The organism is Algibacillus agarilyticus (assembly GCF_003286125.1).
Taxonomy (GTDB): Bacteria; Pseudomonadota; Gammaproteobacteria; order Enterobacterales; family Alteromonadaceae; genus Algibacillus; species Algibacillus agarilyticus.
This window is the reverse complement of the sequence record NZ_QMED01000001.1, coordinates 154,235-180,732: the sequence shown is the minus strand read 5'-3', so window position 1 is coordinate 180,732 and position 26,498 is coordinate 154,235. Positions and strand designations below refer to the sequence as shown.

General features: G+C 37.6%; 24 protein-coding genes. 18 read left to right on the top strand and 6 right to left on the bottom strand.

The annotated features are described in order from the left end of the window. Positions 1-6: 6 nt before the first annotated feature. From DPX34_RS00800 to DPX34_RS00750, 11 genes are all read left to right on the top strand, one after another. A complete protein-coding gene (locus DPX34_RS00800) occupies positions 7-882 on the top strand; it encodes an FkbM family methyltransferase (protein WP_157964581.1) in 876 nt (291 codons plus the stop codon). A 41-nt stretch (positions 883-923) separates the two neighbouring features. Continuing rightward, on the top strand, positions 924-2,966 hold the full coding sequence (locus tag DPX34_RS00795) for a B12-binding domain-containing radical SAM protein (protein ID WP_111976505.1): 2,043 nt from the start codon (positions 924-926) through the stop codon (positions 2,964-2,966). A 4-nt stretch (positions 2,967-2,970) separates the two neighbouring features. Beyond that, entirely contained in the window at positions 2,971-3,762 is a 792-nt protein-coding gene (locus DPX34_RS00790; RefSeq protein ID WP_111976504.1) for an SDR family NAD(P)-dependent oxidoreductase, read from the top strand. Continuing rightward, positions 3,749-4,573, top strand: a complete 825-nt coding sequence (locus DPX34_RS00785) for an SDR family NAD(P)-dependent oxidoreductase (RefSeq protein WP_111976503.1) — start codon at positions 3,749-3,751, stop codon at positions 4,571-4,573. Before DPX34_RS00790 ends, DPX34_RS00785 begins: the two co-directional genes overlap by 14 nt. 17 nt (positions 4,574-4,590) lie before the next feature. Beyond that, positions 4,591-5,622 carry an alcohol dehydrogenase catalytic domain-containing protein gene (locus DPX34_RS00780; protein ID WP_111976502.1) on the top strand — a complete coding sequence of 344 codons (1,032 nt, stop codon included), beginning with the start codon at positions 4,591-4,593 and terminating at the stop codon, positions 5,620-5,622. A gap of 18 nt (positions 5,623-5,640) precedes the next feature. Then, positions 5,641-7,137, top strand: a complete 1,497-nt coding sequence (locus DPX34_RS00775; RefSeq protein ID WP_111976501.1) for a PfkB family carbohydrate kinase — start codon at positions 5,641-5,643, stop codon at positions 7,135-7,137. A gap of 2 nt (positions 7,138-7,139) precedes the next feature. Beyond that, positions 7,140-7,874: a nucleotidyltransferase family protein gene (locus DPX34_RS00770; RefSeq protein ID WP_157964580.1), complete on the top strand. Its 735-nt coding sequence runs from the start codon at positions 7,140-7,142 to the stop codon at positions 7,872-7,874. A gap of 114 nt (positions 7,875-7,988) precedes the next feature. Then, positions 7,989-8,801, top strand: a complete 813-nt coding sequence (locus DPX34_RS00765) for a flagellin (protein WP_111976499.1) — start codon at positions 7,989-7,991, stop codon at positions 8,799-8,801. Positions 8,802-8,957: 156 nt separating this feature from the next. After that, complete coding sequence (locus DPX34_RS00760; RefSeq protein ID WP_111976498.1) at positions 8,958-10,391, top strand: sigma-54 dependent transcriptional regulator; 1,434 nt, start codon at positions 8,958-8,960, stop codon at positions 10,389-10,391. A gap of 189 nt (positions 10,392-10,580) precedes the next feature. Continuing rightward, the gene (locus tag DPX34_RS00755; protein ID WP_111976497.1) at positions 10,581-11,273 is read left to right on the top strand and encodes an SDR family NAD(P)-dependent oxidoreductase; all 693 of its coding nucleotides are present in this window, start codon (positions 10,581-10,583) and stop codon (positions 11,271-11,273) included. 41 nt (positions 11,274-11,314) lie between these two features. Then, positions 11,315-12,205 carry a DMT family transporter gene (locus DPX34_RS00750; protein ID WP_111976496.1) on the top strand — a complete coding sequence of 297 codons (891 nt, stop codon included), beginning with the start codon at positions 11,315-11,317 and terminating at the stop codon, positions 12,203-12,205. A 68-nt stretch (positions 12,206-12,273) separates the two neighbouring features. Here the strand turns inward: DPX34_RS00750 and pepB are convergent, their stop codons facing one another. The 6 genes from pepB to DPX34_RS00720 all read right to left on the bottom strand — a co-directional run bounded on the left by pepB (position 12,274) and on the right by DPX34_RS00720 (position 17,882). Next, positions 12,274-13,572, bottom strand: coding sequence for an aminopeptidase PepB (pepB, locus tag DPX34_RS00745; protein WP_111976495.1), 1,299 nt, complete (start codon positions 13,570-13,572; stop codon positions 12,274-12,276). Positions 13,573-14,007: 435 nt separating this feature from the next. Then, the gene (gene fldA / locus DPX34_RS00740; protein WP_111976494.1) at positions 14,008-14,532 is read right to left on the bottom strand and encodes a flavodoxin FldA; all 525 of its coding nucleotides are present in this window, start codon (positions 14,530-14,532) and stop codon (positions 14,008-14,010) included. 14 nt (positions 14,533-14,546) lie between these two features. Then, the gene (locus DPX34_RS00735; protein ID WP_111976493.1) at positions 14,547-14,747 is read right to left on the bottom strand and encodes a DUF2788 domain-containing protein; all 201 of its coding nucleotides are present in this window, start codon (positions 14,745-14,747) and stop codon (positions 14,547-14,549) included. 57 nt (positions 14,748-14,804) lie between these two features. Further along, positions 14,805-15,581, bottom strand: coding sequence for an alpha/beta fold hydrolase (locus DPX34_RS00730; RefSeq protein WP_111976492.1), 777 nt, complete (start codon positions 15,579-15,581; stop codon positions 14,805-14,807). A 95-nt stretch (positions 15,582-15,676) separates the two neighbouring features. Next, entirely contained in the window at positions 15,677-16,963 is a 1,287-nt protein-coding gene (locus DPX34_RS00725) for an HlyC/CorC family transporter (RefSeq protein ID WP_111976491.1), read from the bottom strand. A gap of 127 nt (positions 16,964-17,090) precedes the next feature. Beyond that, positions 17,091-17,882: a cytochrome C assembly family protein gene (locus DPX34_RS00720; protein ID WP_157964579.1), complete on the bottom strand. Its 792-nt coding sequence runs from the start codon at positions 17,880-17,882 to the stop codon at positions 17,091-17,093. A 235-nt stretch (positions 17,883-18,117) separates the two neighbouring features. Here DPX34_RS00720 and ffh point away from each other — a divergent pair, with 235 nt between their 5' ends. From ffh to glnS, 7 genes are all read left to right on the top strand, one after another. Next, positions 18,118-19,542 carry a signal recognition particle protein gene (ffh, locus tag DPX34_RS00715; RefSeq protein ID WP_111976489.1) on the top strand — a complete coding sequence of 475 codons (1,425 nt, stop codon included), beginning with the start codon at positions 18,118-18,120 and terminating at the stop codon, positions 19,540-19,542. Positions 19,543-19,656: 114 nt separating this feature from the next. Beyond that, positions 19,657-20,031 (top strand): Rieske 2Fe-2S domain-containing protein, encoded by a 375-nt coding sequence (locus DPX34_RS00710; protein WP_157964578.1) that lies wholly within the window; start codon positions 19,657-19,659, stop codon positions 20,029-20,031. A 43-nt stretch (positions 20,032-20,074) separates the two neighbouring features. Beyond that, positions 20,075-20,569, top strand: a complete 495-nt coding sequence (locus DPX34_RS00705; protein WP_111976487.1) for a WbuC family cupin fold metalloprotein — start codon at positions 20,075-20,077, stop codon at positions 20,567-20,569. 48 nt (positions 20,570-20,617) lie between these two features. Next, positions 20,618-21,088, top strand: coding sequence for a regulatory protein RecX (locus DPX34_RS00700; RefSeq protein ID WP_111976486.1), 471 nt, complete (start codon positions 20,618-20,620; stop codon positions 21,086-21,088). Between the two features lie 196 nt (positions 21,089-21,284). After that, the gene (gene alaS, locus DPX34_RS00695; protein ID WP_111976485.1) at positions 21,285-23,909 is read left to right on the top strand and encodes an alanine--tRNA ligase; all 2,625 of its coding nucleotides are present in this window, start codon (positions 21,285-21,287) and stop codon (positions 23,907-23,909) included. A 125-nt stretch (positions 23,910-24,034) separates the two neighbouring features. Beyond that, positions 24,035-24,229, top strand: a complete 195-nt coding sequence (csrA, locus tag DPX34_RS00690) for a carbon storage regulator CsrA (protein ID WP_111976484.1) — start codon at positions 24,035-24,037, stop codon at positions 24,227-24,229. 295 nt (positions 24,230-24,524) lie between these two features. Then, entirely contained in the window at positions 24,525-26,186 is a 1,662-nt protein-coding gene (gene glnS / locus DPX34_RS00685) for a glutamine--tRNA ligase (protein WP_111976483.1), read from the top strand. Positions 26,187-26,498 lie beyond the last annotated feature (312 nt).

Sequence of the window (26,498 nt, the reverse complement as noted above, 5' to 3'; positions counted from 1 at the left end):
CTAATAGTGAGTGTGCTTATTATGAATGAATTGGCCGTAGATTTATCAAGTTATATCGTTGAGATTATAAAAAGTCCAAGTTCACATGCTATGACTTCAGAACAATATTTAACCTGGAAATTGGAAATTGAATCAATTATTGATAAAGCATATCAAAACGATAATGCGCCAATGATTAAATTTACGGATAATTTCAATTTAATTTTACCCTTCCATGAAATGGGAAATATTAACACAAAGCATTTATTTGGGCTTGATGAGTTAATAATTTTAAGTTTTTATATATCTAATTGTCATAAATATTCGTCGGTTTTAGATTTAGGTGCAAATATTGGATTACATACAATTGCACTGGGTAAACTTGGATTACTTGTTGAATCTTACGAGCCTGATCCTTCAACGTTCAGTGTCTTGCGTAATAATATTAAACTTAACAACCTGCAGACTGTAAAAGCTATAAATTCCGCTGTCGCTAGCTACTCTGGGACCGCGGAGTTTACCCGAGTATGTGGCAATTTAACTGGTAGTCATTTATCTGGTTCAAAGCTAAACCCATATGGTGCTTTAGAATTGTTTGATGTGGATGTTGTCAATATATGTGAAATTGTACACAATTTCACATTAATTAAAATGGATATAGAGGGGCAGGAAGCCGATGTGTTTATTAATATACCAGAAACTGCTTGGGATTTAGTTGATGTTATGATGGAGGTAAATGGTATTGAAAATGCTAAGGTGATTTTCGAGCGTGCGGAGTTATTTGGCCTTAATTTATTTTTACAAAAAGATGGGTGGAATAAAGCAATAAGTTTAGATGATCTGCCTTTAAGTTATAGAGATGGGTCTGTTTTTGTAAGCAAAAAAGACCAAATGAATTGGTAAGTATTTAATAGATAGTTTTGTTTATACAGAGTGAGTTTTATATGAGAAAAAGAAAATTATTTTTAGCTGATCTTACTCACACGGGGCAAAGTATTGCTTCTAATGTATTTCCTTTAGCTGTCGGCTTGATTGCTAATTATATTAATCAGGAAAACCCTGATCATTATGAGATTGAGTTATTTAAGTATCCAGATGATTTAGCTAAGGCTTTAGAAACACAAACTCCCGATTTAGTTGGCTTTTCGAACTATTCTTGGAATTGCGATCTATCATATCAGTTTACTAAGCGTATAAAACAACAGCACCCTGAAACAGTGGTTATTTGGGGGGGGCCTAATTATGGTTTAACCCCTGAAGAATTAAATGATTTTTGGTCCGCCTACCCGTTAATTGACTTTTATCTTATTAAAGAAGGCGAAAAAGCGACATTAGATTTATTAGCTCAATTAGAGTTGGTTGAATTTGATGCTAATCGTCTTAAAAATAATGGTGTGATCCCTTCTAATGCACATTTTTTAAAAGGGGCGCAGCGTGTGTTTAGTGCGGATATTTTACCCCGAATAAAAAACCTTGCTGAAATAGGCTCCCCATATCTATCTGGCTATATGGATAAATTTTTTGATAATGTTTTAATCCCTATGGTTCATACAACGAGAGGATGCCCATTTGGGTGTACTTTTTGTACTGAAGGCAATAGTTATTATAATCGTGTGTCGCAAGTTGATAATTTTAAAAATGAACTTGAATATATCGCTCAAAGAAGAAAACAGGTACAAGACTTATTAATAACGGATGCTAATTTTGGAATGTTCCCTCAAGATGTAGCAAAAGCAGATATTATAGCTGAACTTAAATCAGAATATAATTGGCCACAAAAAATATTGGTATCAACGGGCAAAAATAAAAAAGAAAGAGTTATTGAAGTTGCTAAAAAATTAGATGGTGCGTTGAGTATTGCTGCTTCACTTCAGACCACTAATCAAGATATTTTAAGTACTATCAAGAGATCAAATATATCTAGTGATGCTTTAAATGTAATAGTCCAAGAGAGTAAAGATGTTAATACTCCAACCTATACAGAAATAATTTTAGCTTTACCTGGCGACTCCGTTTTAACTCACGTTACCAGCTTAAAAGAAGTTATCAATTCGGGACTCGGTATTGTAAGAATGTATCAACTTATACTTTTACCTCAAACTGAACTGGCGACACCGATGAGCCGGCAGAAATATCAGATGGAAACTGTTTTTAGAATCAATCCTAGGTGCTTTGGTCATTATTTTTGCTACGGCGAAAGATTTTGTAGTGTTGAATTCGAAGAAATTTGCGTTGCAACCAATACGCTTTCTAAACAAGATTATTTAAGCTGCAGACAATTAGACTTATCTGTTGAAGTTTTACATAATACTGGGCTGTTTTTTGAATTACGGAATCTATTAATTAGTCATAAAATTGAATGGTTTGATTTTATTGAAAGAGCGCACGCTCAAATATTAAACTCAAGATCATACATGTCTAATATATACAGTGATTATGTGCATGATTGTTTCAGTAATACATTCCAAACGAAAGATCATTTAATGGATTATTTTACGCATAATCATGAGCTTATTATTGGAAATTCAGCTGGGACTAATGAAATGGCAAAAGGCAAAGCGCGTGCCGTGTTTGAAGGTTTAGAAGAGTTACATGATATTGCGTATCAAGTGGTATGTGATTTACTCATCGAGCAATCTAGTTTAACGAATCAAATCGCACTTTATTTAAACCAACTTAAAAAAATAAGTCTTTTACGTAAATGTAATTTAACAAATCGAGAGCTAGTGGTTACTGACGCTTTTAATTTTAATTTTATTGAAATGGAAAAATTAAAATATGAATGTGATCCTTTGGAATATTATAGTGAAGATACTATTGAAATAACGTTAGGGTATTCTAATGAGGAACGAGATTATGTTGAATCCTATTTCAATCAGTACGGTGAAAAAATAGAAGGGTTAGGTAGAATTTTAATGCGGATAAACACGGAAAAATTATTTAAACCTATCCGGTTATCCACTGTCACCACTGGTATGAGTAACTAAATTTATGTGTAATTTAGCTATTTTTGGTGCGGCAAGAGGGATTGGTTTATCTTTTATAAAATCGGATGCTGTTAAATATAATAAAGTGTATTTATTTGATATATCTGAACATGTATTTATCTGTAGGGACGAGTTAATTAGTTTAGGTATTAATTGTACTGCTTACCAACTTGATGTAACGAATACGGATTCATTAGTGGAGCTTTTTAAAGATATTTTTTCAAACTGTAAAATTGATCGTGTTTGTTATTTAATTCGATGCAAACACAAACCTCATTTTTTAGATATAACGCCCCAAGAGTGGGATGTTGAGTATAATTTAACCGTAAAATCTGCTTTTTTTGTTATTCAGAAAATTATGCCATATTTTTCTGACAATTCCCCTGCCGTTTTATTTATCAGTTCGATCCATGCTGAGTTAATTTGTTTAAATACAAGCGTGACGATTTCATACCATTCAGCTAAAGCTGCGCTTGAGAATATGACTAAATATTTAGCTGTCCATTTAGGTGAGCAAAACATTCGAGTTAATGCGCTTCGTGTTGGTTTTATTGTTCAAGATGAATTTGTTGATAAGTATCATTCACCCGATAATACGCAGTATCGTAAGCGCGCAGAATTTGCTCACCCTTTAAAAAGAATAGGCCTTGTGGATGAAGTGATCCCTGCAATGCGTTTTTTACTGTCTTCTGACGCTTCATTTATAACAGGTGCAATTCTAAATGTAGATGGAGGACTATCGTTGGTAGAACAAAGTGGATTAATGTTTGAGGTTGATGTAAATGAATTTGGGTAATAATCGTGTAGCATTGGTGACGGGAAGCAGTAAAGGTATCGGACTTGGTATAGCCGAAGGCTTACTCGCTTCTGGTGTTGATGTTTATATTTGTGCTCGAAATGTAAATCGGCTCAAATCGGCAGCTGAAATTATACAACAACACTTAACTGGCGATGAACACGGTACCTTACATTATTACCAATGTGATGTTATGGACTCTCCCTCTGTTCAGTTATTGGTGGAAGAAATAACCAAGCTATATGGGCGTTTAGATATACTTGTTAATAATTGCGGAGGGATCCCAAGTGGTCCTGATAATAAAGGAACATTTAATGACCTATTAGAAGAACATTGGATTAGTTGTTTTAATTTAAATGTGACAAGTGTCGTCACTTTTTGCCGTTTATTTCATGATTTATTAAAAAAATCGGCTAATCCTCGAGTCATAAATGTATCATCGGTTGTGGCTTCTTCTCCAGGACTGTTTAATCCGCATTATGCAGCCTCTAAAGCTGCATTATTAGTTTTATCTAAAAATTTATCAGCGTTGTGGTCAAGCGATTCTATATTGGTGAATACCATTTCTCCGGGCATTATAGAAACAGAGGGGTGGCATGATTATATAATAGAAAAAGCTATTAACGAGACTACTGATATAGCAGACGTTGAAGTACAAGAAAATAAACGTGCAACAAGTAGTATTCCACTAGGTAGGCTTGGTACGGTAAAAGAAATAGCGGATTGTGTCATTTTTTTATCTTCTATAGAAAATAGTTATATGACAGGCGCTAATATTTTAATTGATGGTGGTAAGTGCAGAGCTGTCTAACTTCAAATGAGAGATTTATGTTCTATACCGCTGCGGTGTTGATTAATTTGGGTAGTAAAATTGACATTATTGATTCTATTTCCCACGGCGCAATTCAATCTGGGCAGTTATTAATTAAGATGTTGTATGCCGGTATGTGCCATAGCCAGCTTATGGAAGCTCGTGGCCTACGTGGTGAAGATAAATATTTACCGCATATGTTAGGTCATGAAGGTGTCGGAATTGTAGAGCAAGTAGGTGAAGGTGTTACCAAAGTTAAAGTTGGTGATAAAGTTGTTTTAGGCTGGATAAAAGGTGATGGTTTAGAAGCGGGTGGTACGGTTTATGATTCACCGATAGGTAAAATTAACGCCGGCGCGGTAACTACATTTAGTGATTACTCGGTTGTTTCTGAAAACCGAGTGGTAAAAGTGCCTAAACATTTTGATGATAAGCTTGCCGTGTTATTGGGTTGTGCTTTACCGACTGGTGCTGGTATTGTTTTAAATCAAGTAAAGCCAGAGCCTAATTCAACGGTTGTTGTTTATGGTTTAGGAGGGATTGGTTTAAGTGCGTTATTAGCCTTACGGCATTTTGAATCAATTAAAATTATAGCGGTTGATATTGAGGATGATAAGTTAACCCTTGCTAAAGAATTTGGTGCTGCTGAATGTTATAAAGCGGATGAGATCGGCATAAAGCAATTACGTGAAAATCACGCTAATGATATTGATTACGCGATCGAAGCTGCAGGCACTGTTGAATCTATTGAAGCCGCGTTTAGTTTAGTTAGACGTGGTGGTGGACAGTGTGTTTTTGCATCTCACCCAAAACATGGTGATAAAATATCGATCGACCCCTTTGAGCTTATCTGCGGTAAGCAAATAGCCGGTAGTTGGGGTGGTGGTTCTCAACCGGATAAAGATATCCCCGTTATTGCCGATATTATTACTAAGTATAATTTACCTGTGCATAAATTATTATCGAAAGAATATTCATTAGACGAGATAAATGATGCACTGGATGATCTTGAGCAGCGCAAAATTGTTCGAGCTTTGATCAAGTTATAAAAAAATGTAGAGCTTAATATGTCGGTTGTTTTAGATTTACCTTCAATTGCAAAAAACATCTCAAATAGCCAACAGCGTTGTGTATTGGTGACGGGGAACTTTAATACGCTTCACCCCGGACATATCCGTTTGCTTAAGTTTGCCAAAGATTGTGGCGACCTCTTAATTGTAGGGGTTAATTGCGATGCACATATTCAAAATCCAAATTATATGGACGAAGCTTACCGCACAGAAGTGGTGAGTGCTTTAGGGTTTGTTGATTATTGTTTTATCAATAAAGTGTCGATTGAAGATGTTATTTGTGAGATTAAGCCGAATGTTGTTGTTAAAGGGGTTGAATATCAAAATCGGCCCAACCCTGAGACACACTTGATAGAAGAATTTGGCGGAAAACTTGTTTTTTGTTCAGGCGATTTTTCTTTTAACAGCGGCTCTTCTAACCAAATTACAGAAACCGCCCCGGTTATTAATAAAGCTAAGCTTAATGGTTTTTTAAAACATCATCATATTTCAACAGAGAGTTGTCGTTCCACTTTAGAAAAATTTAAAGAGTTGAATGTCGTCGTTATTGGTGATGTGATAATTGACCAATATGTGCAATGCAATGCTGTCGGCATGTCTCAAGAAGACCCGACTATTGTTGTAACACCCAATACGAAAGATTTATTTTTGGGCGGGGCTGGTATTACCGCGGCACATGCTAAAGCGCTCGGTGCTAATAGTGTTAGTTTATTTACCGTAACGGGCAAAGATGAGTTTCATCATTACACGGATCAAAAATTAAAAGATTATTCAGTTGATCGCTTTCTTGCGATTGATGATACACGCCCTACGAGTTTAAAAACACGTTACCGTGTGGGTAATAAAACGATGCTGAGAGTTAATGAAGTGAGAAACCATGACATTCAGCAAAAAGTTCAAAACCAAATATTTGATGATTTGGTTAGCATTATTCCAAAAACAAATGTACTTATTTTTTCAGATTTTAATTATGGCGTTTTACCTCAAAGCTTGGTTGAAAAAATTATAAAATTATGTAAAAAGCATAATGTATTGATTGCGGCTGATAGCCAATCTTCTTCACAAGTTGGTGATATTTCTCGTTTTGAAGAGATGGATTTAATAACGCCAACTGAACGAGAAGCAAGGCTTGCCATTAACAATACTAAAGATGGTTTAGTCTTGTTAGCCGAAAAACTGCGTAAAAAATGTAAAGCTAAACACATTGTTATTACATTAGCTGAAGACGGTGCATTTTTACATAAACCAAACATTGAAGATTCGGCGTTAGAATCTTGGGACAACGATAAAATTGCCGCTTTAGCTGATAAAGCTATTGATCCGGCAGGGGCTGGTGATTGTTTTCTGGCGTCTTCCGCTTTAGCGTTGGCAACCGGGACTCATTTTTGGCAGTCTTCTTTTTTGGGGGCTGTTGCTGCTGCTTGTCAGGTAAGTCGAGTTGGCAATAAGCCTTTGCAGCAGTCTGAGTTATTAAAGGCAATTGAAGGTTTATAACGTTGGCAAAAATAAAAAAAGCCATTCTTTTGGCTGCCGGGCTTGGCACTCGGCTTCGCCCTATCACAAATGATATTCCTAAATGTTTAGTGCCTATTGATGAAAAGCCGCTTTTATTTATTTGGTTAGAGCAGTTGCATTTAGCGGGTGTTAGCCGTTTTTATATCAACACGCATTATTTTGCAGAACAAGTTGTTAATACTTTAAAAGAGCACCCATTATATTCTAATATCACCTTATTTAACGAACCTTGCTTGCTGGGTACGGCGGGTAGTGTAAAAGCCATTATTCATAAATTTAAGATTGATGAGGATTGTTTAATCGCCCATGCAGACAATTTATGTTTGTGCGATTGGAATGCTTTTTTTCAATTTCATTACACCAATAACGCTCAAGGCTTAACCATGATGGGGTTTGAAACCGAGACACCCCAAACGTGTGGAATATTAGAAGTTGATAAGCAAAATAACTTATTAGCCTTTCATGAAAAAGTAGAAAACCCGCCGGGTAATTTAGCCAATGGGGCGGTTTATATATTTTCACAAGCACAGTTTAAATATTTTTATGCGCTAAATATCAAAACACCCGATATAAGTTTAGATGTTATACCCCAGTTATTAAACCATATAAAAGTTTGGCCAACAGATGGTTATTTACGAGACATTGGTAATATGCAGTCTTACAACCAAGCTTTAGTTGATAGTGTCAATTTAAATGCTAAATATCATTTTTTGTAGTTAAGTTTATTCATATATAGCTAAATATACTAATACCCGAACCTGTTTAATTATTGACCTATATTTTCAAAAGACTATACTTAATTTAATTACACATGCTAGGGGTAGTAGGTAATGAATTTTGGAAGTGTAACTTCAGGTGGTAGCTTTTTAGATCAAATCCATAAGAAGCAGGAAGACAATCTAGAAAAGCTAGCATCAGGCAAAAAAGTAAATAAAGCGGCTGATGGCGCTGCGGCTCAACAAATCATTGATCGCTTAACGGCAGATTCGAGCGCCTATCAACAATCTATACGTAATGGTTATGATGGCGTTTCGCTGGCACAAACGGCTGATGGTGCGCTTGAGGGTATAACTCAAGATACACAGCGGATCCGTGAGCTTGCATTGCAATCAGGTAGTGGTATTTATTCAGCCAGCGATCGTGATGCGATCCAATCTGAAATATCGCAGCTTCAACAGAACATTCAATCAACGATTGAGAATACCGAATTTGCTGGCCAATCATTATTTAGTGGTGGAGGTGAATTTAGTTTTCAGATGGGCTCTGAAGCGGGTCAAACGCAATCGATTGGCACGGCTGATTTTACTCAGAAATATGCTGAGTTAGGTATTAGTGATATTGATGTTACGAATACCAGTGGCGGTGGAATTGCTGGCGCAATTGAAGCGCTTGATGGTTTGAGTGAGTTTGTGAGTGCACAGCGGGGTGACTTGGGTGCGGCGCAAAATGCATTTGAATCGGCTATTAACAATTTAGCTACGACTAATGAAAATGTTCAAGCGGCTCGTAGTCGAATTCAAGATACCGATTATGCGCAAGTTGCCTCAGAAAATGCAGCGGATAGTATTCGAGGGCAAGCTGCAACGGCTGTTGCTTCTCAAGCCAGGCAACAAGAAAGTTCAGTGGTTAGCCTACTGCAATAAAATATTTAATCGTTTTGTTAAAAACCTGCTTTTGAGCAGGTTTTTTTGTATTGAGCGTTATATTTTTGACAGTATGAACTTTATTCGTCAATAAAACTTTATATCGTCAAAAAATACGCTATTATATTTTTTAAATAGCAATAAATTGACACTTACATGAACAATGCTAAACGGATCTTAGTGGTCGACACGCAAGACGGTCACTTTGAAACATTAAAATCTATATTACAGTTTATTAATGAAGATTATGATGTTGTTGGTATCGATGATGCAACAACGTATTTAGTTGATCAAAAACAGTGGAAGTGTGTGCTGTTGGGTGGAGATGCTTCATCTTTTGATTCTTATAAGTGTTTAATTTCTGCCACACCTGATTTGCCCTTTATTGTTAATCATAAATTATCTGATCTAAATGTTATCGCCAACGTGATTGGTGTTATTGCTAATGATATTAATTATCCTGAATTCACTCAACTTCTTGCGCATTGTGAAGCCTATCTACGTCAAAAACCCAACCAAGTTGTCAAAACAGCAAAAGATCTATTACAAACCTTAGTGGGCACATCATCTGAGATGCAGCAAGTTAGACGCATGATAGAGCAAGTCGCCCCAACTGAAGCCAATGTTTTGGTTTTAGGTGAATCTGGTACTGGTAAAGAGGTTGTTGCGCAAAGTTTACATCGACTGTCTAACCGTAAAAAAGGACCCTTTGTACCGGTTAACTGTGGAGCTATTCCACCTGAGCTGCTCGAAAGTGAGCTGTTTGGTCATGAAAAAGGGGCGTTCACCGGAGCGATAAATAGTCGTAAAGGGCGTTTTGAAATGGCGCAAAATGGCACGCTATTTTTAGATGAAATTGGCGATATGCCTTTGCAGATGCAAGTTAAATTATTACGTGTATTGCAAGAGCGTTTATTCGAACGGGTTGGTTCGGGTAAGTCTATTAAAGCCGATGTTCGTGTTATTGCGGCGACCCATAGAAATTTAGAAACGATGGTATCGGATGGTAAATTTAGAGAAGATTTATTTTACCGACTCAATGTATTTCCTATTGAAACCCCTTCACTTCGAGAAAGACGAGAAGATATACCGCAATTATTAAATGAGTTAACCAAACGGGTTGCCGAACAGGGTGCAGAGACCGTTAAGTTTACAGAGCGAGCTTTGCAATCATTGATGGAACATAAATGGGCTGGTAACGTGCGTGAATTATCTAATCTCGTTGAACGGATGACTATTTTGTATCCAAATCAAATGGTTGATGTTGCTGAGTTACCTAAAAAATACCAGCACATTGAGATTCAATCTTTTGAGCCTGAATATCCTGATGAGTTATTAGAACGTCAAGCGTTGAATGATTTATTTAGTGCAAGTGATGAACCGGAAAACGATGCACCGCCATCTGCAGAATTACTGGCTTTTTTACCTGAAGAGGGCATTAACTTAAAAGAGTATTTAGCCGAATTAGAGGTTTCGTTAATTAACCAAGCTTTAGTCATGCACTCTGGTGTTGTTGCGAGAGCGGCAGAAGTATTAGGGATACGACGGACTACGTTAGTCGAAAAAATGAAAAAATATGGAATTAACTAATACACAATACGTTTGTTCATATTGACGCTTTGCTCAGATATACCTTTTCACAACTCAAAGTTAACGCTGTTAATTTGAAGGTAACATTTTCATCCGTTTAATTACCCTGTTTGTACTATTAAAATTCACTTTATCTCATTGTATAAACCTGTATATTCATACTTAAATTAATTAAAAGTTAAAGATGGTATGAATAAACACATTCTTATTAATGGGGCTTCATCAGGCATTGGCCGCTCTCTTGCTGTTTTATTAGCTCATAAAGGTTATACACTTAGTTTATGTGGGCGTCAGCCTGATAAACTACAAACAACGCTTGCTAGTCTCCCTGTGGAACAAGTTAACTTATCTGCACATTTTTGCGTAAGTGATGCTGAAGCTGTAGCCGATTTTGTAACTAAAGCTAATGAAAATCGACCCGTCGACATATTAATTAACTCTGTTGGTTTGAATAACAGCCGTGAGCAAGCTAAAGACGTTCCGATTGACACGCTGGCTTGGCAGATGAATGTAAATTGCTATGCACCTATTCGCTTTATGCAAGCACAAGTACCTTATATGCAAACAAAATCAGCTGGTTGCATTGTCAATGTATTATCGACTGTTTGTTTATATTCTAATGAAGGAATAGCCGCATACACGGCTTCTAAAGCGGCTCTTGATGCTTATACAAAAGTGATGCGAAAAGAATTACGTGAAGATAATATCAAATTATTGTCTGTTTACCCTGGTGGTGTGAATACTGAGTTTAGACCGGCAGAAAGACCGCAATATTTATCGGCGAATGATGTTGCTAGTGCGATCATTAATATGATTGAGACACCGGACAATGTGCATTTTCATGAATTGGTGCTGCGCCCTCAATCTGAATCTAACTTTTAAATCACTTTGTTTTGACGTTAATTATACTGACTTTTATAGCCATGGCTGCTTTTGCCGCTAATTCACTATTTTGTCGTTTAGCTTTAGCGGGGGAGCATATTGATGCTGCTTCTTTTACGGCTATTCGCCTATTATCGGGTACCGTCATGTTATGGGGTATTTTACAATACCGTGCCATTATTGATTGCTTATTGAGGAGAAATAAAGATTTAACGCTTTCACTTAAAAGTAAAAGCGATAGTCACAACAAACCACAGTTTAATCATACCCGCTGGTTATCTGCGTTTGCTTTATTTACTTACGCGGCTGCATTTTCTTTTGCTTATATTGAATTACCGACTGCCATTGGCGCGCTTATTTTATTTGGTGTGGTACAAGTTGTGATGGTAACACATGGGATCATGCAAGGTGAGTTACTTGGGCTTAAACAAAAAGTCGGTTTTTTTACCGCCATCATCGGATTAGTGATGTTGTTTTTACCGCAATTACTAACAACGGATATCAATGATATTGATACTTTATCTGCGCTTTTAATGCTAATAGCCGGGATCGCGTGGGCTCTTTATAGTATTCAGGCTAAAGGAGTAACAGAGCCAATTCGTGTGAGCGCAAACAATTTTTTGTATGCGCTACCGTTTACTTTAGTATTATCGATTTTGTTGTATTCGCAGATGAAATTTAACCAAGTCGGTCTTGTTTATGCGATATTGTCGGGCGCATTGGCATCGGGTGCGGGTTATGCTTTATGGTATGCCGTTGTTCCTCATTTAAAATCGACATATGCGGCTTCAGTGCAATTAACTGTACCCGTATTAGCCGCCATAGCCGCTATTATTTGGTTAGATGAAGATTTAACCTGGTTGATTTCGCTTTCTTCTTTTTTATTACTCAGTGGTGTTGCATTAGTGATTCATAGTCGCCCACCGTCGTAGGCGACTATTATCTGAAAACCACTTTAAACATATAACTTTAAAGAGAATAGAAGTATCACTAGCCTAATTTAGACTCTATTTTTTGCAGAGATTAATTCAGCTATTAAGGCAATAGATTGACCTGTTGCGCCTTCTGCCCAGCTAGGTGTTTGACTTGCATGATAAGCCGCTGATAAATCAAAATGCAACCAGCCTTTTTCATTGGTTACAAAGCGAGATAAAAAGCCAGCTGCATTACTCGCGCCACCTAAACCCCCATTTTTTATGTTGCTATTAGTTGTATCGGCAAATGCGGATGGGCAATTATCTTGATGCCATTTAGCTAGCGGTAAAGGCCAAATTGGCTCGTTAACTTGTGCTGCAAGTGTTTGTGCTTTATGTACGAGTGAATCATCTAAACTAAAAAGTGCTGTGTATTCGCCACCCGTGGCGACTTTAGATGCGCCTGTGAGTGTGGCTGCATCAATAATTAAAGGGGCATTAGTTTCTGATGCCGCCATTAAACCATCGGCTAAAACAAGGCGGCCTTCGGCATCGGTATTTGATATTTCAACGGTAACTCCATTTTTATAAGTTAATATATCGCCGAGTTTAAAGGCGTTGTGACTGACCATGTTTTCTGCACAGCACAGGAATAACTTAACGCGTTGTGACAGCCCTTGTTGTATTGCCAACGCTAAAGCGCCAGCTACGACAGCGGCACCACCCATGTCACATTTCATGCTAAACATGCCAGGGCCTGATTTCATACTGTAACCACCGCTATCGAAGGTGATCCCTTTACCGACTAAACAAGCTTGTATTGGGGCCGTCTCGTTTTGGCTTGGATTATAGTCAAGCTCGAGCAAGCAAGGCGGGTTGACACTGCCTTTACCTACATTATAAATGCCAGTCCAGCCTGCGGTGATTAGATCTTCACCCGATATTAATTTAGTGCTAATAAAATCAGGTGCTAAACGGGTAATATAATCAACGGTTAGCTGTGCCAGCTTTTCAGGGTAGAGTTGAGCGGGTGTTTGGTTGGTTAAATCACGACTCCAAGCATAAGTGACTAATTTTTTTTCTAATTTATCAATTAAAGCATCTGAACCTGTAAATGTGATGTTAGTTAGTTTATTAACACAGGTAAAACCCATAGCAAAAGCCCATTGGCTAGCTTCGTCCCATAATTCACCGACTAAACAAGCGTGTTCAATGCCTAAATTTTCTAGTTTACGAGCGGATTGTTGAATTTCACGCAATAAATTTATTGGGTCGTTATTAATGACGATATAAACATTGTCGGCAATAAATTGTTCGCGATTGTTTGCTTGCCAGCCTGTGGCTATTGATGTTTTAGTTAGTTGAATGTGAGTGAAGTCAGACATTGATTAAACCTAAAAGTAATTTTGTTGAACATAGCATGAGATTAGAATAAGTCGATATTTTATACCAATCCATATAAATAAGTGATCTCTCAGAATGCATCCAGCGGTTTTTGAACAAGGCGTCGGTGTACAGGAATGGTTGTTCCCTTTCAAATACCGATAACGCAGGTCAAAAGCCGCTGGGGCATTCCTTTCAGGCGAATTTTAAATGCGCTTACTCTGTGTTGCTCGAACTCAAAAGAGCACCACTATTCTTTCATTCAAGCGCCTTGATTAAGCGCATTTAAACGCTCGCTGAGTGGGCACTTATTATTACGGATTGGTATTATTTAATATTATTGAACAGCTGAGCGCGACTATTTATGGTTAGTGGTATAAATGGCAGGCACAAAAAAAGGGATGTTAATCCCTTTTTTAATCGACTTGATTTAATTATTAAGCTAACTCGTCTAAACACATTTCTTCACGAAGTTGCTTACACCACGCTTTAACACGTTGATCGGTTAATTCGGGCTGACGATCTTCATCTATGCCTAAGCCAACAAACGTATTGTCATCTACTAAGGCCTTTGATGCTTCAAATTCGTAGCCATCAGTTGAAGTATGACCAACAACAATCGCGCCTTTAGTTTCAACAATGTCACGGATCATGCCCATCGCATCGAGAAAATACTCTGCGTAATCTTCTTGATCGCCACAACCAAAAATAGCCACAAGCTTATCGGTGAAATCTAACTCTTCAAGATCGGGAAAAAAGTCATCCCAGTCACATTGAGCTTCACCGTAATACCAAGTTGGAATACCGAATAAAATAAAATCGTATTCTGCTATTTGTTCTTTATTTACTTTAGCGATGTCATAAACATCAACTAAATCTTTACCTATTTCTTTTTGAAGCATTTTGGCAATGGCTTCTGTATTGCCGGTATCGCTACCAAAAAAACAGCCTATAACTGACATAGTGTCGTGTCTCGCTATGAATCAAAAAATACTTGTATTATGCCTTTGACCAAAAAGCCAAAACAACCTAAAAATAGCACCAACCAAACAGCTATTTTACCTACTAACGGCACTTCACCTTGGTCTAATACATCTTTTATTGCTAAAAAGATAAACAGAAAAAGGGCTGAAATACCAAGATAGAATCCGAGTGATTCAAATTGCTCAAATGTCATAACTGATTGCTAATGCTGAATATAAGAGCGCATTTTAACACAAGCGTACAATAAGAGTTAGCCTTGCTCGGTTGTGTTCGATAGAAAATCATGGACTATCTTATTAAATATTACTGTTTTTTCGGCATGTAACCAGTGACCGGCACCTTGAATTACTTTTGCTGTGGCACTTGGAAATAACGCTAATGTAGCCGTTTGATGCTCACGTGTTATATATTCAGATGCGCCGCCTTTAATAAATAAGGTGGGTTTAGTGTATTGGGTTTGCAGGGTCGGAAAGCCGATTACATCTTGATAACCCGCCATTATATTATTTAAAGACATTTTCCAGTTAAAGCCATTAGGCTCTTTAACTAAATTACGCAATAAAAATTGTCGTACACCTGGCTCTGTTACGTGCTTTGCAAGCGTGATATCTGCGTCAGTGCGATTTTTTATTGTGCTGAGATTAATGGCATTTAAGCCATTAAATATTTGTTGATGGCGCTCAGGGTAAGTGATAGGAGCTATATCTGCGACGATTAAGCGTTCAATTCGCGCAGGGCTTTGTAAAGCCATTTGCATTGCAACTTTGCCACCCATCGAGTGCCCTAAAACGGTAAAATCATCGATTGCTAATGCATCAAGTGTTTCAAATACATCTTGCGCGAGTGTTGGGTAGTCCATTGGATTTAAATGCGCTGAGCTACCGTGGTTACGTAAATCGACAGAAATCGTGCGAAATTGTTTATTAAACGAGCGCGCAACCATGTTTAAATTATCGAGGCTGCCGAGGAGTCCGTGAATAAGAACAAGTACGGGGCCTGTTCCTTTGTCTGTATAATTTAGTTGCATGTTTAGTCGTTACTTGAAGAATGATATAACCAACATGGCAAACTCAATAAATGCGCTATTTAAAGAGCAGAAATCAATCTTGCCATGTCAAATGATTAAGGTTTTTTGGCTTTTTTTGCTTTATATAAATCGACATGCACACGAACTTGTTTTATTGCATTATCGTTTACATCAAGAATATCAACAGGGTAACCATAAAGCCTAATTGAAACATTGGGTTTAGGTATTTCCTCTAAATATTCAAGTATTAAGCCATTAATTGTACGAGGACCATCAACAGGCAACTTCCAACCGAGTTCTTTGGTAATATCTCGAACATTCGCTGAACCTTCTACAATATAGGTATTATCTTTTTGCTTATGATAATCATCGTTTGCGCCTGGTATTTGGTTGGTTGTAAAGTCACCAACGATTTCTTCTAAAATATCTTCTAGTGTGATCAAACCAATAATGTCGCCATATTCATCTACCACTAATGCGATACGGTATTTTTCACGTTGGAAATGTAAAAGCTGATTATTTAATGGCGTACCTTCGGGTACAAACGTGATTTTACGAGCCGCTCGAAGCAGTGTTTCTTTCGAAAACTGAGTTTTTGATGTTAGCCGCAAAATATCTTTAGCATGTACATAGCCGACTGCATCATCAACCGTTGTTCGATACAACAGCATACGTGTATGTTGACCATGATTGAGTTGCTTAACAATGACCTTCCAATCATTGTTAATATCAATACCTAAAATGTCAGGTCGAGGAACCATAACATCTTCAACTGTTACTTTTTCTAAATCTAAAATACTGAGCAGCATATCTTGATGTTTGCGCGGTATCATCGAATTCGCATCGTTAACCACAGTGCGTAATTCATCAGGGTTTAATGTTTGACCGTTTTCATTGGCGGGTTTGATATTAAATATTTTTAGAAACGCATTTGTAATACTGTTTAAACCAAATACAAAAGGGTAAAACAACCACAACATAGGCGTTAAAATAATTGAGGCTGGATACGCTATTTTTTCAGGAAACCAAGCGGCTAATGTTTTTGGCGTGACTTCGGCAAAAATGAGAATAACAACGGTTAAGCCGATTGTGGCTAACAAAACACCATAGTCGCCATATAAGCGCATACCAATAATAGTGGCTATTGCTGATGCAGCAATATTAACAAGGTTGTTACCTATTAAGATCAGGCCTATAAGCCTTTCAGGGCGTGCTAATAATTTATGAACACGTAGTGCAGGAATATTGTTTTTAGAAACTAAGTGCCTTAAACGATATTTGTTTAAAGCCATCATACCGGTTTCTGAGCTTGAGAAAAAAGCTGATATTAATACAAGTACGCCAAGTATGATGGCAAGCGTACTGGTAGAGATGTCGTCCAAGAAATTAACCCTTCATGATTATCGAATTTTATTATACCTAATTGCGCTCAGTATTGTAATTTTATCTTATCGTTTAATGTTGTCGATCAAACTTACGATTTCAATTGTCTTTTCAGTGACTTTAAATTCAGTGCATCATGACAAAATCATGAATGATGCGAGAGCCAAAGTAACCTAAAGTTAATAATGTCGAACCGCTTAACGTTAAGGCTAAAGTTATATTACCACGCCAGCCTAACAGTGAATGGCCAATAAGCAAGCTGGTAAAACAGCACCAAGCTAAAATAGATAATATGGCTTTATGCGATTGACCTGAACCAAAAAAGTTATCTAAAAAAACAGCCCCTGTAATAATTGATACCGTTAAAAATAATGTACCTGATAATAAGAGCTTAAATATTTGCTTTTCTACATCATTAAGCGCTGGTAGAGGCAGTTGCAATACCGATAAATCATGTGATTTTAAACGATTACTAATAAAACTATACTGAAACGATAATAGCGTCGTGATCGTTAAAACCGCATAAGCTAATAAAGCAAAACTAATGTGCGACAATGTTTCGATTGACCAAGAGGCAACAGTTGTTAAAGATATCGGCGCAAAAATGCCAATAAATAACATTAGTGATGAGAATAAAAAACAAACAGGCACAACAAAATAATTATGGTATTTTTGTGCAAAACCTAAAGCGGTAAAGCCCACAACTAAACTAATAATGTTTGCAACCAATACTAAGTTATAAGCGGACGGTTCATTTAATTGATAATGCAGCTGCACAAAAAGCACATGACATATAAAAGCAACAATACCAGGTAAAACAACAAATTTTAAACTGAGCTTTGCATGGTTAAAAAATATTAAAAGCAGGGCAATAGCACTGAACAAATAACCGATAATCCCTAATACAGCCAGTAACATGATTAAACCTTTTGTTAAATTTATCGAGACACAATATTGCATTTCACCCGATAATAACAACGAAAAGAGCACAAGTTAATTAAATTTATTGAGCAAAAGTCAATCTAAGTTAAATCAACTAGCTCAGATGGGCGAAATTTAATTTTTTATGCGTATAATAGAGGCATTACGAGTGGTTAAGTAAAGTGACCCTCAGCACCTATTTTATTTACTGTATTTGTTATTAGGATAATTCATGTTTCAGAATTTATCAGATCGCTTAAGCCAAACATTAAAAAATGTAACCGGGCGCGGTCGCCTTACCGAAGATAATATAAAAGAAACGTTGCGCGAAGTGCGCATGGCATTACTTGAAGCTGATGTTGCGTTGCCGGTTATTAAAGACTTTATTAATAATGTTAAAACCGCAGCGTTAGGTTCAGAGGTAAGTAAAAGCCTTAACCCAGGCCAAGCTTTTGTTAAAATCGTTAATGACGAACTTGTTAAAGCGATGGGGGAAGCTAATGAAGTTTTAAATTTAGCCGCACAAAAACCGGCCGTGGTTTTAATGGCGGGTTTACAAGGGGCGGGTAAAACCACGTCTGTCGCCAAGCTATCTAAATATTTAGTCGAGCGTGAAAAGAAAAAGGTATTGGTGGTCTCGGCCGATGTTTATCGTCCTGCTGCGATAAAGCAATTAGAAACACTTGCTGAAGAAGTCGGTGTTGAATTTTTCCCCAGTTCAGTTGAACAAAAACCGATTGATATTGTTAACGCTGCAATTGAACATGCAAAAATTCAATTTTTTGATGTGTTATTAGTCGATACCGCTGGTCGATTGCATGTTGATGAATCCATGATGGATGAAATTAAACAACTACATGCGGCTATAACCCCAGTTGAAACCTTGTTTGTTGTTGATGCGATGACGGGGCAAGATGCCGCTAACACGGCCAAAGCGTTTCATGAAGCATTGCCTCTAACCGGTGTTATTTTAACTAAAGCCGATGGTGATGCGCGCGGTGGGGCTGCGCTTTCTATACGTCAAATAACCGGCAAACCGATTAAATTTATCGGTATGGGTGAAAAAGTTGACGCATTAGAACCTTTCCATCCTGATCGTATCGCATCTCGTATATTAGGTATGGGTGATGTTCTTAGTTTAATTGAAGAAGTTGAGCGTAAGGTTGATAAAACCAAAGCTGAGCAAATGGCTAAGAAATTACAAAAAGGTAAAGGCTTTGATCTTGAAGACTTCAGAGACCAACTTGTGCAAATGAAAAGCATGGGCGGCATGATGTCAATGATGGATAAGCTGCCCGGTATGTCGAATTTACCTGATAATATGAAAGACAAAGTGAACGATAAGCAATTTAACCAGCTTGAAGCGATTATCAATTCAATGACCCCTGGTGAACGTCAACGCCCGGATATAATTAAAGGTGCACGTAAGCGTCGTATTGCTGCCGGTTCGGGTACTCAGATCCAAGATGTTAATCGTCTGCTTAAGCAATTTACCCAAATGCAAAAAATGATGAAAAAAATGTCGGGTAAAGGTGGCATGATGAAGATGATGAAAGGAATGAAAGGCATGATGCCTCCTGGCGGCGCAGGCGGTATGGGCGGTGCTGGTGGCCCTGGAGGGCTAGGCGGTTTAGGTGGCATGTTTGGTAAAAAATAAGCCTTAAATGCCAGCGGCGAACTGACATCCTCACTTATAAATATATAGAGTCACTCATTGAGTGGCTTTTTTATTTACCTTTTCTAAATGTATAGAATTTAACATGGTGATCTTTTGACTACTCTGCCATCAATGAAAACGATCTACCCAGCAGCGGCTACGGTTAATGTTGATATTGAAATTACCAATATAAAAACGACAAAACTAGATGGTGTTTGGACTGGTCATGCTATTTTGCCTGAAGAAGATTGTTTAAGTAAAATTGTTATTTATGCCGTAATAAAAGAGGACGAAAGTATCGATTATCGTGCGATTTCTGCTTATTGCCCGCATCAACATTATGATATTAGTAAGGAGCCATTAAAAGAGGACGGGAATATTTATTGCTCATTGCATCGTCGGCCTATTTGTATTTATAGCGAATACAACATGGCTTATCCTGTTACTAAAAATGGTAATGACTTTATACTTAAAGCCAACGCATTATAATCTTCATTAGACCTTCATCAATCACACTCGTTAAGGAAAATACATGCAGCATTTTGATAATGATTTCTTTGCTAATTTAGTTAACACAGCGCAAGCATCTGAACGTCGTCGCAGTAATGTGAACATTCATGATGATTATCAATCGCCAGTTCAACGTTTGTTTATTGCAATGGAACCTGATAGCTATGTTAGGCCGCACAAGCACATAGAAAGTAATAAGTGGGAATTCTTTTTTGTTGTTAAGGGCTCTTTATTGTTTTTAATGTATGACGATAAAGGCGTTGTTACTGAACGAATTACATTATCGGCAGAAGGGGATCAACAAGGATTAGAAATACCGCCCAATGTATGGCATTCAACAATCGCGTTAAGTGCGGGTACCGTTTTTTTTGAAGTAAAAGAAGGCCCTTATACCGTAACAACGGATAAAGGATTTGCCAATTGGGCGCCAGCAGAAGGTGACTCAACTGTGCCAGCGTTTATTCAGCACCTCAGCCTACTCAATATGGGTGATGACGCGAGTTTATTTTCGGCATAAAGCGTGTTGAATAATGATTTTTAGGTAGTTTAGGTACGCATAAAAACAATGAGTGACCAGGATAAACAAAGGCAACAAGCTCGCAATTATCTATTTTATCTGTTGGGGCGTTGCGAATACTCTCAATTTACGCTTAAACGAAAATTAACAGAAAAAGAATATGATCATGAGTTAACCCAAGCGTTATTAGCCGAATTTGCTGAAAAAGATTACCAGTCAGATTTTCGCTACACGCAATCAATTATCAGAATCAAAGCCAGTAAAGGTTTTGGCCCTAATGCGATCATACAAAGCTTAATGCAGCATGGTATTGATAAATATCAATACGCACTAGCCGAGCAAGAAACTGATATAGATTGGCTTGAAAATTTATTGTCTTTGTTTGATCGTAAATTTAGAGCTATCGATTTAAACGATTTTAAAGCCAAACAAAAAGTGCAACGCTTTTTGTATCAACGTGGATTTACCGGTGCACAAATCCAAAATATGTGGCAAGTGCTTGTTGAGTCATGTGATTAGATTTGTAAATTTATGTTTGTGCCCTAAGGCTTACCATTTACCGATTATTCTTCGGCAAACCCAAATTGAATTTGCATAGTTAATTTTTGCATAATTTAGTCTTTATGATGTTCGATCATCTATTAACTAAATCACAAGTTCGTGCTACATTCATCACCCATTATATTAGGCAAATTGTTTACCACAGGATTTATAAATGAAAATGAACACTGCACAAGTTAGGCAGGCATTTTTAGATTTTTTTGCACAACAAAAACATCAAATAGTTGCGAGTAGTTCTTTAGTCCCTTCAGATGATCCAACCTTGTTATTTACGAATGCAGGTATGAATCAATTTAAAGATGTATTTTTAGGCAGTGATAAACGTGCCTATACTCGTGCTACATCAAGCCAGCGTTGTGTTAGAGCGGGTGGTAAACACAATGATTTAGAAAACGTAGGCTATACAGCTCGCCATCACACCTTTTTTGAAATGTTAGGTAATTTTAGCTTTGGTGATTACTTTAAACAGGATGCGATCCGCTTTGGCTGGGCATTCTTAACTGACGTTTTACAGTTACCTAAAGAAAAATTAACGGTGACTGTTTACGCGACCGATGATGAAGCTTTTTCTATTTGGCGCGATGAAATTGGTGTGCCAGAAGAACGTATTATTCGCATTGGTGATAAATCACCTGAAAAGAAATTTGAATCAGACAACTTTTGGTCAATGGGCGACACTGGACCTTGTGGGCCTTGTACTGAAATATTTTATGATCATGGTGAACATATTTGGGGCGGTGTTCCTGGCTCGCCAGAAGAAGATGGTGACCGTTATATTGAAATTTGGAATTTAGTTTTCATGCAATTTAACCGTCATGCCGACGGTAAAATGGAGCCATTACCTAAACCGTCTGTAGATACTGGCATGGGTTTAGAGCGAATCGCCGCGATTATGCAAGGTGTGCATTCTAATTATGAAATCGATATTTTCCAAAATTTAATCAATTTTATCGCTAAAACATTAAATGTAAGTGATCTTGAGAATAAATCATTACGCGTGATTGCCGACCATATCCGTTCTTGTAGCTTCTTGTTAGCTGATGGTGTAATGCCTTCAAATGAAGGCCGTGGCTATGTATTGCGACGTATCATTCGTCGTGCTATTCGGCATGGTAATCAGCTGGGCGCCCAAGATGTCTTTTTCTATAAAATAGTACAAGCCTTGATTGTTGAAATGGGTGATGCTTATCCTGAACTCATATCTCAACGTGCGATCATTGAAAAAATGTTACGTATTGAAGAAGAGCAATTCTTAAAAACCTTAGATCGTGGTTTATCTATTTTGAATGATGCCTTAAAAACATTATCAGGCTCAGTTATACCAGGTGAGTTGGTTTTCAAATTATATGATACGTATGGTTTTCCGGCCGATTTAACTGCCGATGTTGCACGTGAACGTGATTTAACCATTGATGATGCCGGCTTTGAAAAAGCGATGCAAGCACAGCGCTCACTATCGCAACAAGCGAGTCATTTTGATAAAGATTATAATGATTCGATTTCGAGCGAACAAGCTTCAACATTTACCGGCTATGATTTAGACACCGATAACGCAACGGTGACTGAAATTATTGTGAATGGTGAATCAGTAAATGCGGTTGCGAGTGATCAACCCGCGATTGTCATTTTAGATCAAACTCCATTTTATGCCGAATCAGGTGGACAAGTGGGTGACCAAGGTCAATTTTTAACGGCCGGAGAGCTTGTTTTCTCGGTGTCTGATACCGTTAAGTTAAATGATGCGATAGCTCATAAAGGTCAAGTTAAAGCGGCCTTAACCGTGGGTGACAAAGTAGATGCGCAAATTGATGTGCAGCGTCGTCAAGCCATTAAATTAAACCATTCTGCGACTCATCTTATGCATTCTGCTTTACGTAATTTATTAGGTGAGCATGTCTCTCAAAAAGGTTCATTAGTAGACCCAGATAAATTACGTTTCGATTTCTCTCATTTTGAAGGTGTAACCGCTGAGCAACTGAGACAAATTGAAGCGGATGTTAATACCGAGATCCGTTTAAATAATCCGCTAAATACTAAGCTAATGGATATTGAAACAGCCAAAAAAGAAGGCGCAATGGCTTTATTTGGTGAGAAGTATGATGATGAAGTACGAGTGGTGAGCATGGGTGACTTCTCGGTTGAGCTTTGCGGGGGGACTCATGTCAGCGCGACGGGTGATATTGGTTTATTTAAAATCACATCTGAAAGTGGTATTGCGGCAGGCGTTCGTCGTATAGAAGCCGTCACGGGTCAAGCAGCACTTGAATATACACATCATTTAGAGAATGATATTTCATCTATTGCGTGTTTATTAAAAACGGATAGCGCGAGTGTTATTGATAAAGTGAAAGCGGGTCTTGATAAAACTAAATCGTTAGAAAAAGAATTGCGCCAGTTACAAGATAAACTCTCAAGCATGGCGGGTTCAGATTTACTCTCAAGCGCTAAAACTATTGCAGGTGTAAAAGTACTGGTAACTGAAATAGAAGGCATTGAGCCCAAAGCATTACGTACCACGGTTGATGACCTAAAAGCTAAGTTAGGCTCGGCAATTATAGCGCTTGGCTTAAAAGGTGATAATAAAGTTAACCTGATTGTTGGCGTAACCGCTGATCTTACTGCTAAGGTTAAAGCAGGAGAGTTAGTTAATTATCTTGCTCAACAAGTAGGTGGTAAAGGTGGTGGGCGTCCTGATTTAGCGCAAGCGGGTGGTTCACAACCTGAAAACCTAGCGTCAGCTATCGCAAGTGTCGATAAATGGCTTGAAGAAAAGTTATAAACACGTATTATTATTTAGCTTTTATTAAAAAATATTGCAGATTAGAGTGAAGCTTTGCACTTTTTAGACTAACTTTAATTTGTACTTATTTAAACGGTTAGTTGGATTAGGAAAAGGAGTAGGATATGTTAATTTTGACGCGTCGTGTTGGTGAAACATTGATGATCGGTGACGATGTTACCGTAACTGTATTAGGCGTTAAAGGTAATCAAGTTCGCATTGGTGTTAACGCACCTAAAGAAATTTCAGTTCATCGTGAAGAAATTTATATGCGTATACAGGCAGAAAAAAATCAACAGGATGCCGAAGGCAACGCCTAGTTATTATTTTTTGTTTATACAAAAAGCCGATATTTTTATCGGCTTTTTTGATCTTATGGCTTTATTAATGTTTCATTGGCATCTTAATACCTTAAATTAAAGGCTAAGCAGGCGTATAAAATTAAAAAGACTGTAAATATCAAGCTCAAATGCTTTTTATGCATTTTTTTAATAATTTTAAGCACGAACCCCTATATCCCAATCCAACAAGCGGTTAAAATCAACTATCGCTAGTCAGTTGACTAACAACCACACTCGCATTTTTGTATTTAAGTATGTAAGGAAGAATATCCCTATGGCCGAGAATGAAACTCGCCCGACCAACTTTATCCGTAATATTATTGATAAAGATTTAGCTGAAGGTAAACATCCTTCAACACATACTCGTTTTCCGCCTGAACCTAATGGCTATTTACACATAGGTCACGCTAAATCTATTTGTCTAAATTTTGGCCTAGCACAAGATTATCAAGGTAAGTGTAACTTACGTTTTGATGATACCAACCCAGAAAAAGAAGATATAGACTACGTTCATTCAATTCAAGAAGATGTTAAATGGCTAGGTTTTGAATGGGATGGTGAAGTGTGTTATTCATCGAATTATTTTGATCAACTTTACCTTTATGCTGTAGAGCTGATTAAAGCCGGCAAAGCTTATGTTTGTTTTTTAAATGCCGAGCAAACACGCGAGTATCGCGGTACGTTAAAAGAACCTGGCAAAAACAGCCCGACACGTGATACATCGATAGAAGAAAACCTCGCTTTATTTGAAAAAATGAAAAATGGTGAAATGCAGGAAGGAGAATGTTGTTTACGCGCTAAAGTGGATATGACTTCTTCTTTTATGTGTATGCGCGATCCTATTTTATATCGCATTCGTTTTGTTCATCACCATCAAACGGCGGATAAGTGGTGCATTTATCCTATGTACGATTTCACGCATTGTATATCAGATGCGATTGAAGGTATTACACACTCATTATGTACGCTTGAATTCCAAGACAATCGCCGTATATATGATTGGATTTTAGATAATATCAGCCTTGAAGTCCGTCCACATCAGTATGAGTTTTCTCGATTAAACCTTGAATATACCGTGATGAGTAAACGCAAGCTTAACGACTTAGTAACTCAAAAGCATGTTAATGGTTGGGATGATCCCCGTATGCCAACGATTGCGGGTTTACGACGTCGAGGTTATACCGCCGCTGCATTACGTGAATTTTGTTTACGTATAGGCGTAACTAAAATGGAAAACATGATCGAAATGGGTATGTTAGAAGCGTGTATTCGTGATGATTTAAATGCGAATTCAGCACGTGCAATGGCTGTTTTAGATCCGATTAAAGTCATCATAGAAAACTACCCTGAAGGCCAAGTTGAAGAGTTGATGGTGTCTAACCACCCACAAGATGAATCATTTGGTAAACGCATGGTGCCTTTTACGCGTGAAATACTCATTGAAGCAGAAGATTTTAGAGAATCGGGTAACAAAAAGTACAAACGTTTAGTCATTGATAAATCGGTACGTTTACGTGGTGCTTATGTCATAACGGCTAAACGTTTTAAACAAGATGAGAAGGGTAATGTAACCACAGTCTATTGTACTTACGACCCAAATACCTTAGGCAAAAATCCAGAAGATGGCACTAAACCTAAAGGCGTTATTCATTGGGTTTCTGCAAGCGAAGGTAAACCGGCTACCGTTAATATGTATGATCGTTTGTTTACTGTGCCTAATCCTGCAGCCGAAGACGACTTTACGCAAGTGCTTAATGCAGAAAGTTTGATCGAAATGAAAAGTGCGGTTGTAGAGCCTAGCTTAGCTGAGTTAGATGCTGGGAAAGCCGTGCAATTTGAACGATTAGGTTATTTTTGTCCGGATCTGTCATCAACTCCAGATGATCTTGTATTTAATCGCACGGTGACATTACGTGATACGTGGGATCATGCTTAAATAAAACGATGCCCATTGATTTGGGTATCATTTTAGATGATGAAAATTAAAGCACTACGGTATTAATAGTAACGAAGTGCTTTAGTTTTTAGTTTGTTACCCAAAGCAAAAAACCAAAGAACGATAAAATCACGACATTAAAAATACTGATCACAATAAAGCCTTTACGACCTTGATCAGAGCTCCAACCGTTTTGTTTTAAAAATAAATACCACAGACCAAAAGAGAGTAAAGGTATTAGTAAGAATAGTTTTATCATTTTATGTTAGTTACTTCAGGCTTAGGTTTCATAATTCAATAAGCCTATTATTC

Bases quoted from the DNA above. Each gene is read 5' to 3' on its own strand.
- DPX34_RS00735 (WP_111976493.1), bottom strand. From the start codon at position 14,747: ATGACATTTGAGCAATTTGAATCACTCGGATTCTATCTTGGTATTTCA.
- pepB (WP_111976495.1), bottom strand. From the start codon at position 13,572: ATGTCTGACTTCACTCACATTCAACTAACTAAAACATCAATAGCCACA.
- csrA (WP_111976484.1), top strand. From the start codon at position 24,035: ATGTTAATTTTGACGCGTCGTGTTGGTGAAACATTGATGATCGGTGAC.
- DPX34_RS00720 (WP_157964579.1), bottom strand. From the start codon at position 17,882: ATGTTACTGGCTGTATTAGGGATTATCGGTTATTTGTTCAGTGCTATT.
- DPX34_RS00750 (WP_111976496.1), top strand. From the start codon at position 11,315: ATGGCTGCTTTTGCCGCTAATTCACTATTTTGTCGTTTAGCTTTAGCG.
- glnS (WP_111976483.1), top strand. From the start codon at position 24,525: ATGGCCGAGAATGAAACTCGCCCGACCAACTTTATCCGTAATATTATT.
- DPX34_RS00730 (WP_111976492.1), bottom strand. From the start codon at position 15,581: ATGCAACTAAATTATACAGACAAAGGAACAGGCCCCGTACTTGTTCTT.
- ffh (WP_111976489.1), top strand. From the start codon at position 18,118: ATGTTTCAGAATTTATCAGATCGCTTAAGCCAAACATTAAAAAATGTA.
- DPX34_RS00780 (WP_111976502.1), top strand. From the start codon at position 4,591: ATGTTCTATACCGCTGCGGTGTTGATTAATTTGGGTAGTAAAATTGAC.
- alaS (WP_111976485.1), top strand. From the start codon at position 21,285: ATGAAAATGAACACTGCACAAGTTAGGCAGGCATTTTTAGATTTTTTT.
- DPX34_RS00755 (WP_111976497.1), top strand. From the start codon at position 10,581: ATGAATAAACACATTCTTATTAATGGGGCTTCATCAGGCATTGGCCGC.
- DPX34_RS00705 (WP_111976487.1), top strand. From the start codon at position 20,075: ATGCAGCATTTTGATAATGATTTCTTTGCTAATTTAGTTAACACAGCG.
- DPX34_RS00790 (WP_111976504.1), top strand. From the start codon at position 2,971: ATGTGTAATTTAGCTATTTTTGGTGCGGCAAGAGGGATTGGTTTATCT.
- DPX34_RS00785 (WP_111976503.1), top strand. From the start codon at position 3,749: ATGAATTTGGGTAATAATCGTGTAGCATTGGTGACGGGAAGCAGTAAA.
- fldA (WP_111976494.1), bottom strand. From the start codon at position 14,532: ATGTCAGTTATAGGCTGTTTTTTTGGTAGCGATACCGGCAATACAGAA.
- DPX34_RS00765 (WP_111976499.1), top strand. From the start codon at position 7,989: ATGAATTTTGGAAGTGTAACTTCAGGTGGTAGCTTTTTAGATCAAATC.
- DPX34_RS00795 (WP_111976505.1), top strand. From the start codon at position 924: ATGAGAAAAAGAAAATTATTTTTAGCTGATCTTACTCACACGGGGCAA.
- DPX34_RS00775 (WP_111976501.1), top strand. From the start codon at position 5,641: ATGTCGGTTGTTTTAGATTTACCTTCAATTGCAAAAAACATCTCAAAT.
- DPX34_RS00760 (WP_111976498.1), top strand. From the start codon at position 8,958: ATGAACAATGCTAAACGGATCTTAGTGGTCGACACGCAAGACGGTCAC.
- DPX34_RS00700 (WP_111976486.1), top strand. From the start codon at position 20,618: ATGAGTGACCAGGATAAACAAAGGCAACAAGCTCGCAATTATCTATTT.